This window comes from Vibrio sp. 704, assembly GCF_033339295.1.
This window is the reverse complement of the sequence record NZ_JAWOUH010000172.1, coordinates 1-944: the sequence shown is the minus strand read 5'-3', so window position 1 is coordinate 944 and position 944 is coordinate 1. Positions and strand designations below refer to the sequence as shown.

Below are 944 nucleotides of genomic sequence, written 5' to 3'. Positions count from 1 at the left end.
CAGTCTTTTTTCCACATACTTTCCACCCTCTCACTCGCATGTAGTGTGGAAAGTACAGCAAAATCAATACCAAGAATGATTAACGATTTTGTTGAGAGTAAAGTTTGTGACTTTCGTTCAAACAGTTAGGCTCATCTGTAAGTAGTTCAATAAAGCAATCCGCCATTGATAAGTTACTCACACAACCCTCGCCTTTCATATCAAGCAGGGCTTCATAGCCTTCTTTGCCTTTCATCGTGTAAGCCGAAGACGTGCCACGATACCAAGCGTCATCATCAATCTTTACCCAGCGGTATCCGTCAAATATTTCTAATCGTTGGATTCTCTCACCTTTTGGCGCATCGGCTTGATAGTCAAAGTTCAGATTGTACGTATATGGGTAACTGCCTGACCCAGTACCTTCTACGCCGTTGTTTAGTGCGTTATTGATTGCACCTTCTAGAGCTCGACGAATAACCGCACCTTTCACATCGTAAAACCCGATCGGTACGGCAAAAGGCAATAATCGTCCGGCAACATCTGCCACTGTAATATCACCTGGATTGAGTGAAGTACGAACGCCACCTGCATTATGAATTGCAAATTGAACGTTGTGCCCGCGTTTATTTAAGCTATGAAGGAAAGAGCGAGCGACCGCACCGGCAAGTTCACTTCCGCCCAACTCATCCGGAATACGGACATGACGCTTTTTGCTTTCCACATGAGCGATCACCTGCGATTGCAAGGCACGCACGCGAGGTATGTATTTATCTCTCAAAATAGCTTGAGTTTCTGGGTGTTTCTTACAGACCACAACATTTGGTTGGCCGTGAATAAAATCACAAGCGGTTTCAAATACGCCTTGGTCCAATTGTTGATTCAATGTTGAATCCCAGAAAATACGGCGTCCTAACAGTAATTCATTTTGACCATTCAACATGGTTGCTTGGCCATTCTCGTCAAAC

General features: G+C 44.3%; 1 protein-coding gene. It reads right to left on the bottom strand.

From position 1 onward, the window contains the following. Window positions 1–79: 79 nt before the first annotated feature. On the bottom strand, window positions 80–944 hold an 865-nt coding region (locus R7R24_RS25230; protein WP_318119848.1), incomplete at its 5' end, for a 5'-nucleotidase.